Below are 6480 nucleotides of genomic sequence, written 5' to 3'. Positions count from 1 at the left end.
CTCCCCCGTCACCTCTCCCCCATTGGTTGCAGGCGTTGCTTCGAGGCTGAGGGCGGACGATTTTCCGCGGAAAATTCCACGGCCCCGGGAGAGACGGCGTCGTCGGTGCACGCAAGGACGCCCGCGCCTGGCCCGCCGTCCGCCCTGCGGGCCGAACCCGGCTCCGTCACCTTCACTCCGGAAGGGGAGCGAAGGAGGGCGACAGCCCGCTGAGTGGTTCGCGGGATGGTCTGCTCGTCAGGCCCCGGCGCGACTTCCCCTGACAACAGCAGGGCCTTCCCCGGCTGCCATCCGCGGCGCCGAGGAAGGTGTTCCGTCACACGTCCCGCTCACCGAACACGCGGACCACCCATTCGTCGAGCCGGATGCCGAACGCCACCGCCGAATCGATCCCCGAAGCCGGAAACGTCCCGGCATCGTCCACGCCGGCGAGATGGTCGACGTCGGCCCAGCCGCCTCGGAACAGCACCACCGACAGCTGGGTCTCCTCGGGACCGGAGACAAGAACCCCCACCGAGTCGGGATCGGCCACCCGCGTCCTGTCCGTCTCAAGGCGCTGCGGCCACGGCGCCGTCTCGTCGCGCCACGTCATCTCGCCCACCACGAGACCAGCGGCCCGCCAACCGGACGTCCGCGCCGCCACCTCCGCAGCCGCCTCGTCGAGATCCACGATCGTCTCCATGGGGTGGAGCATGGCCGACCCAGCCGCGGTCCTCCACCGAATTCCGCCCGTACGACAGGCGGGTGCTGCCATGCGTGACTGGTTGACGGTCAGATCCGACTTCCCGGGTGCCGTGCATTCCAGGCTCGGATGACGGCGGCTCGCTGGTCCTCAAGACCGACGACGTCTCCGGGCTCGGCCGGGGCGAAGATGTCGACGATCTCAGGGGGCTCGCCTTGAAGGTCCGGAAAGCGGACGTACGCGTGCCGTCCGTTACTGAACTGGCGCAACTGTCCCGACGGATGAACGTCAGGACGGGCTCCCTGGCAGCAGAGCAGACGGCCGTCGCGCTCCAGCTGCCGCCGGGCCTGGGCGAGGCAGTCGAGGTAGTCGGTTCCGCTGATCTCGGTGAGAACATCGTCGTCGAGGAGCGCGATGAGTGCGCCGGAAGGCGGACCGATGCGAAGGACGACAGGTCGGAGGAGGCCGTCCGGGTCCACGGTCCGAAGGCTCACTTCGTCGATCCAGCTCGCCGGGGAGATGCTGCTGTTCGAGGTGCTGTCCTCGCCGAGACCACTGTTCATGCCGACGATGATCGCCGCGGGAAGCCGACTCGGGAAGGGTTGGGCAGTCGGGAGGAGGACCCCGGATCCTCTCCTCGGCCGTCGGCGCCGCTCCGCGGATGCAGCCGGACGATTTTCCGCGGAAAATTCCCAGCCGCAGAATGCGCACCGTCAGCGCCGGACCGTCGAACCGACCGACCGGGCCGGCTCCCTGTTCGCCAGCATCCGACGTGGGAGTCAGTGGTGCTTCGGTGAGTCGTGCGCTTCCCGGCTCTACCGTCCGGCGGCGACCGGTCATGCCTCCCCGGTACACCTCGTCGGCCTCAACCCCCGGTACCACGCGACTGCTCGCTGCCCCCGGACCGGCGGATCGATCCGGGACCGGCGGAATGGCCGGGAGGCAGGGGACCCACTGCACCGCTGCCCTGGTCGGCCCGGTCGGCCCGGTCATCGGGGCCCGGTGGAGGATTCCGATTTTCCGCGGAAAATCCTGCATCACCCTCGAACCCTCCCCGGGACGACGGCTTCCGGGGCGCCGAATTTTCCGCGGAAAATTCTGCACGCGGATCGCGGGTCACCCCCGGCGGACCCGAGCCGGTACGGAGAGGTGGGCCAGGCGCGCCGACTTCCCCTCGGATGTCACGGGTGTGTCGTCGCGGGAGCGAGTACCCGTGCTCAACTCCGGGACCTGGCCCCACTCCCCCGGTGGTGTCAGCCGAGCATCCGGCGCGCCGTCTCGCGCAGCTGGTCGTCACGGTGCCGCTGGGCCGGGAAGCAGGTGCCGTACTCGCGCAGCAGTCGGCGTTCACTGGTCGCCCAGTGCAGCAGCTGCGGCCGGAGGTCGGACGGATAGGGAGGCCCGATCCGGTGGACTGCCTGAAGGGCCCGCACACCCACGGGGCGGGACGGATCCAGCAGCGCGGTCAGACCAGGGAGCGCGACGGACGGATCGCCGGTGATCCGCCAGTGGGCCTCGGCGGCGTGCAGCCGGGTCCAGTCGTAGCCGTCGTCCAGGTAGCACTCGATCAGCGGCAGCAGGGGAGCGGCCGCATCGCCCAGGCGTCCTGCCTCCTCCAGCCGCCGACTGTCCTCGGCGAGCTGGTGTGCCAGCAGGCGCAGGACAGTGCCCGGATCGTCGGTGAGGAGGGCGGTGGTGACGGCTGCCGCGGCCGCGAGCTCGTCATCGGTTGCGCGGGTGAGGGCTTCCAAACGGTCGAGGAGTCCGGAGTCCCGGATCGCCCAGTCGCCGAAGCGGCGGACGAGGGTCTGGGTGGGGCGGTCGCGCAGCAGGCGCGTGAGGTCGGGCAGATGGGTGCGGGCCTCCTCGACGGAGAGAGCGTCGTAGAGGCTGTCCAGGTGGGTGGCGTCCCGGTGCCGCAGGGCGAGGCGCTGGTGCTCGGGGTCGCGGGTACGGAGAGCGAGCGCGGCCAGTGCCTCCGGCGCCGGGTCGGGAACGTGGGTGAGGAGCCGCGGATCGCCGAGCTGACCGAGGATCATCTGGGCGCGGCGGCCGGCGAGGGTGTCGGTGTGGACGTGGGGGAGGAGGTTGTCGGCGAGCGCCGGGTCGGGGCGGGAAGCCCCGAACAGGTACTGGGAGATCACGTCGAGCAGGCCGCCGAGGTCCCAGCGGTCGGGCTCGTGGCGGAGGGCTTCGGTGAGCAGACTGACGGTCTCGTCCTCGCGGTCGCGCCACATCGCCGACAGGTGTCGGGCTCGGCGCGTGCCGCGGCCCTGGTGGTCCCCGTGGGTGATCCATCCGCGGGCCACCGCCGCCAGGGCGTACGCGTCCTCGGTCAGGATCCAGATGCGTTCGTCGGTGTTGCCGATCCCCGGGACGAACTCACCGGCACTGACGTCGAAGCCGGGGTCGCCCCCGGCCTCGGCCAGGACAGCGACCACGTCGGCCGGGTAGGGCGCCTCTGAACGTTCCAGCAGGGCCAGAGCGCCGGCGGCGCGGACGGCCGGCATCGGGTCCGTCAGGGCCGACCGGAGGCGGCGGCGGGCGGCATCGCCGTCCGGGTCGAGCAGCGTCAGGACGGTGAGCGCCTCGGCGCGGACAGCGGCGGCAGGGTCGGAGGTGCAGCGAGCGGTCAGCTCGCGCAGGACAGCGGGGACGGTCTCGCCGGTGGCACGGCGGGCGACGCGCACCATGTTGCGGCGCACCATCGGGTCGTCGTCGCGCAGCAGGTGCAGCAGCCCGGCCACCTCGGCCGCGATCCGGGCACACCCCTGCACCTCGTCGTCGTACTCCGGCTCGGCTTCGGTGCCGCCGCATCCGGCCAGGGCGGCGAGCAGGTCCGCCCGTTCGTGGCGGGTGTGCGTCGCTGCGTGGGCGAGGAAGGGAACGGCCGTCACCGCGGCCGATGACACCGACCCCTGGTGCAGTGCCCGGCCGAAGAACGCGGACAGCGCCTTGTCCGCCAGGTGCCGGTCGTCGGAGTACAGGGCGCGTATCCAGCCGGGGACGTCGCTGCCGTCGCCGAAGGCGTGTCCCAGAGACGGCCAGTCGATCATGTGCAGCTCTTCAGGTGATCTCACACCGGCACACTCCAAGTACGGGCACGGACAGTGCCCGCGGCCGCGACTCCGGCCGCGACTCCGGCCGCGACTCCGGCCGCGACTCCGGCCGCGACTCCGGCCGCGACGAGGGGCTGGCGAGTGCGACCCGGATCGGCTCGACGCGGTTCCAGTCCCTGCGCCGAGGGGCCGCCCGTTTCGCCGCCTCACCGATTTTCCGCGGAAAATTCTGCGGCTCTCGTCTGGCCGAAGTCGTCCGTCTCTGTCATCGGTCGGCCCGCCGACCGGCCATCAGGAGAGTCGGCCGGTACCCGGGGGATTCATCTCGGGAGCCTTCAGACGGTTGAATGCCCGGGTGGTGAACTGGACACGGATGTACGACTGCCACGGGGACGTCGATCGCGTTCCCGAGCTTCTGGACCGCGTGGAGCGCGAAGGCGATGCCGAGGCGTGGACGGAGCTCGGGTACCGGCTGTGCCTGGAAGGCGACCTCGTCTTTCCCGCGAGCTTCGCAGCCCTTCCCCGCCTCGTGCGGCTCGCATCGAGCGATCAGCGGGCGCGCGCACTGGCCGGCACGATCGTACGGCGCGCGGCAGGGCACCACGGCTGCGACGATCTGTTCGCCGACTGCGCCGGGACGATCGCCGAGTTCCATGTGCTGCTGGACCGGTACCTGACGTCGCGGCCGAACGACTACCTCGCGGCGTTCCTCGACCTGCTGGCGGTCAACGCGCAGTACCACTGGAGCGCCGCCCTGGGGGACTTCACGGACGACTTCTACCACCTGGCCTGCCCCCACTGCGGTGCGGAGGTGACGATCGCCATCGGCGACCACGGGCGCTACTCGGCGATCCGGGAGTGGAACCTGGGCGACGTGGAGCGACACGACCTGCGGCCGGCGGCCGGTGAGGAACTCTCGGGGACCGGCCGCTGGATGCACGACACTGCCGTCCGGGACGGGCAGGAGGCACTCGCCGCCGGGATCCGGTATCTGTTCGGCCGTGCAGAATGCCCACGCTGTGCCAGCGTGTTCAACATCGCGGACGAGTACACGTCCGCCGAATGCCCCGGCCCGTAGCGATCGGCCGTCCAAGCGCTGGGTTCTCGCAGGAGCCGGCAGAACGACAGGGGCAGGCGCCAACAGCAGCCCGAGCTGTACCGAACGGTCACCCTGCCGGGCAGCTCTCGACAGGCGGGCACGATTTTCCGCGGAAAATTCCTCGTGCCCAGTGCGGCCACGACGGTGACGTGTCCGGCCTCCATCCGCACGGGCGCCTCAACCGGGACCCGGACACCCCGGCTCTGCCCGAGGCCCTCCGGATGCCTTGGAATTTTCCGCGGAAAATCCTGAGGCATCCGAAGGACGGCGGGGCAAGGCGGTCCGAGCAACCGCGGAGCACTGTGCGGATGGCCAGGGCTGAGACGCCGGCGTTCCCGCCGCAGCCGGTTCCATGGGGCATCCGCCAGGGCGGGCCGATGCACTCCTGGCCCGGGCTACAGGCTCCGGGCCTCAGACGTCACGGCGCCAGCGGTCGCCGGCGAACCGGTTCAGCGCGACCTCCAGGTCGAGCGGCACCATCTCGGTGGGGCCCAGCTCCCACACCCGGACCCAGCCGTCCGAGGTGGTACGGAACCGCGGCGACTCCCGTCCGGGCATCGGCTTCATCACGAGGTAGTACGAGCTGATCAGACCGAAGGAGCCGGACTCCCTGTTCCTGTGGGACCGGATCCTGAGTACCCGTACCTCCGCCACGTCCTCCCACCGCAGCCGCAGCTTGCGGCCACCATCGAGCTCCACGCCCTTGCCGTCGATGCGCAGTCGCGTCGCGACAGCCCGCAGGGCCAGTGCCCCCAGGACCAGGACGCAGAGCGCGCCGAGCAGTACGGGCCCTTGGCGCACCAGCAGCAGCCAGGTCCGGTACCAGTCGTCCCGGAAGCCCGAGCCCGAGGACATCGGGGAGACCACCAGGAGGAACACGACGACCGGCGTCAACAGATCGAATGCCAACGCCCGCAGGGCCCCGAGGCTCCGCACGCTGCTCCTGAGCACCACCTCGCGCGGTCCTGCGGAACCGGCGGGCATATCGCCCGGCGCCCCGTCGGTGAGCCGCGATCGCAACTCGGCGTGCCGGAACTGGTAGACCCCGCCGACTCGCCGCAGCACGCCCAACCGACGGCCGTCCTCAAGGAAACCCAGCAGGTCCCGTGGCAGACGTCGTCTACCCGCCAGGATGAGGCACGTGGCGGTCCAGCGGCCCCATCGGCTGAGGCCCATCAGCACCGCGGCCGAGCACGACCAGCTGATGACGAGGCCGCCACCGATGAGCAGCGGATCGCCGTCGAGCCAGTGGAAGAACGCCACTGAGGTGCCCGCGACGGCCGGCGCGACCAGTGCGGATTCGACCAGGGCGATCCTGCGCTCGTCGCGCAGCAACTGCCTCGGCCTGGCCGCCATGTCGAACTCGGTCGACCGCGTCAGGAGCACACCGGAGAGGAGGGGAAGCAGGAAGACGCACAGGCTTGCCGATGTGGTGCCGGGCAGGGCCACACCGACGGCTGTCGAGGCAGCGGCCGACGCGGCCAGGAGCACCCGGCCGCCGATTCCCGCCGCCGGCCTTCGTGGGCGGTTGTCGAAGCCGCTGAACAAGTGCCTGGTGATGACCCGTCCGAACGCCGTGGCGATGATGGCGACCGCGGCGACGGCCCCGAGCGCCTGGCCCACCCCCGGGATCCCGAGCG

5 protein-coding genes are annotated in these 6480 nt (G+C 71.1%); 1 reads left to right on the top strand and 4 read right to left on the bottom strand.

Annotation, left to right across the window (positions count from 1 at the left end; all coding sequences use genetic code 11):
* Positions 1 to 316 precede the first annotated feature (316 nt).
* From ACIQOV_RS21500 to ACIQOV_RS21490, 3 genes are all read right to left on the bottom strand, one after another.
* Positions 317 to 682, bottom strand: a complete 366-nt coding sequence (locus tag ACIQOV_RS21500) for a hypothetical protein (RefSeq protein ID WP_401050716.1) — start codon at positions 680 to 682, stop codon at positions 317 to 319.
* Positions 683 to 771: 89 nt separating this feature from the next.
* Positions 772 to 1245 carry a hypothetical protein gene (locus ACIQOV_RS21495; protein ID WP_331768788.1) on the bottom strand — a complete coding sequence of 158 codons (474 nt, stop codon included), beginning with the start codon at positions 1243 to 1245 and terminating at the stop codon, positions 772 to 774.
* Positions 1246 to 1935: 690 nt separating this feature from the next.
* Complete coding sequence (locus ACIQOV_RS21490) at positions 1936 to 3762, bottom strand: hypothetical protein (RefSeq protein WP_401050713.1); 1827 nt, start codon at positions 3760 to 3762, stop codon at positions 1936 to 1938.
* A 334-nt stretch (positions 3763 to 4096) separates the two neighbouring features.
* Here ACIQOV_RS21490 and ACIQOV_RS21485 point away from each other — a divergent pair, with 334 nt between their 5' ends.
* Positions 4097 to 4819: a hypothetical protein gene (locus ACIQOV_RS21485; protein WP_401050710.1), complete on the top strand. Its 723-nt coding sequence runs from the start codon at positions 4097 to 4099 to the stop codon at positions 4817 to 4819.
* A 432-nt stretch (positions 4820 to 5251) separates the two neighbouring features.
* On the opposite strand, the gene ACIQOV_RS21480 is transcribed toward ACIQOV_RS21485, so the two are convergent.
* Positions 5252 to 6480, bottom strand: a 1229-nt coding sequence (locus ACIQOV_RS21480) for a hypothetical protein (protein WP_401050709.1), incomplete at its 5' end; no start/stop codon positions are given.

Origin of the sequence: Kitasatospora sp. NPDC091257 (assembly GCF_044757675.1) — a bacterium.
GTDB classification, from domain to species: Bacteria; Actinomycetota; Actinomycetes; order Streptomycetales; family Streptomycetaceae; genus Kitasatospora; species Kitasatospora lactacystinica.
This window is presented reverse-complemented; position numbering and strand designations above follow the sequence as displayed.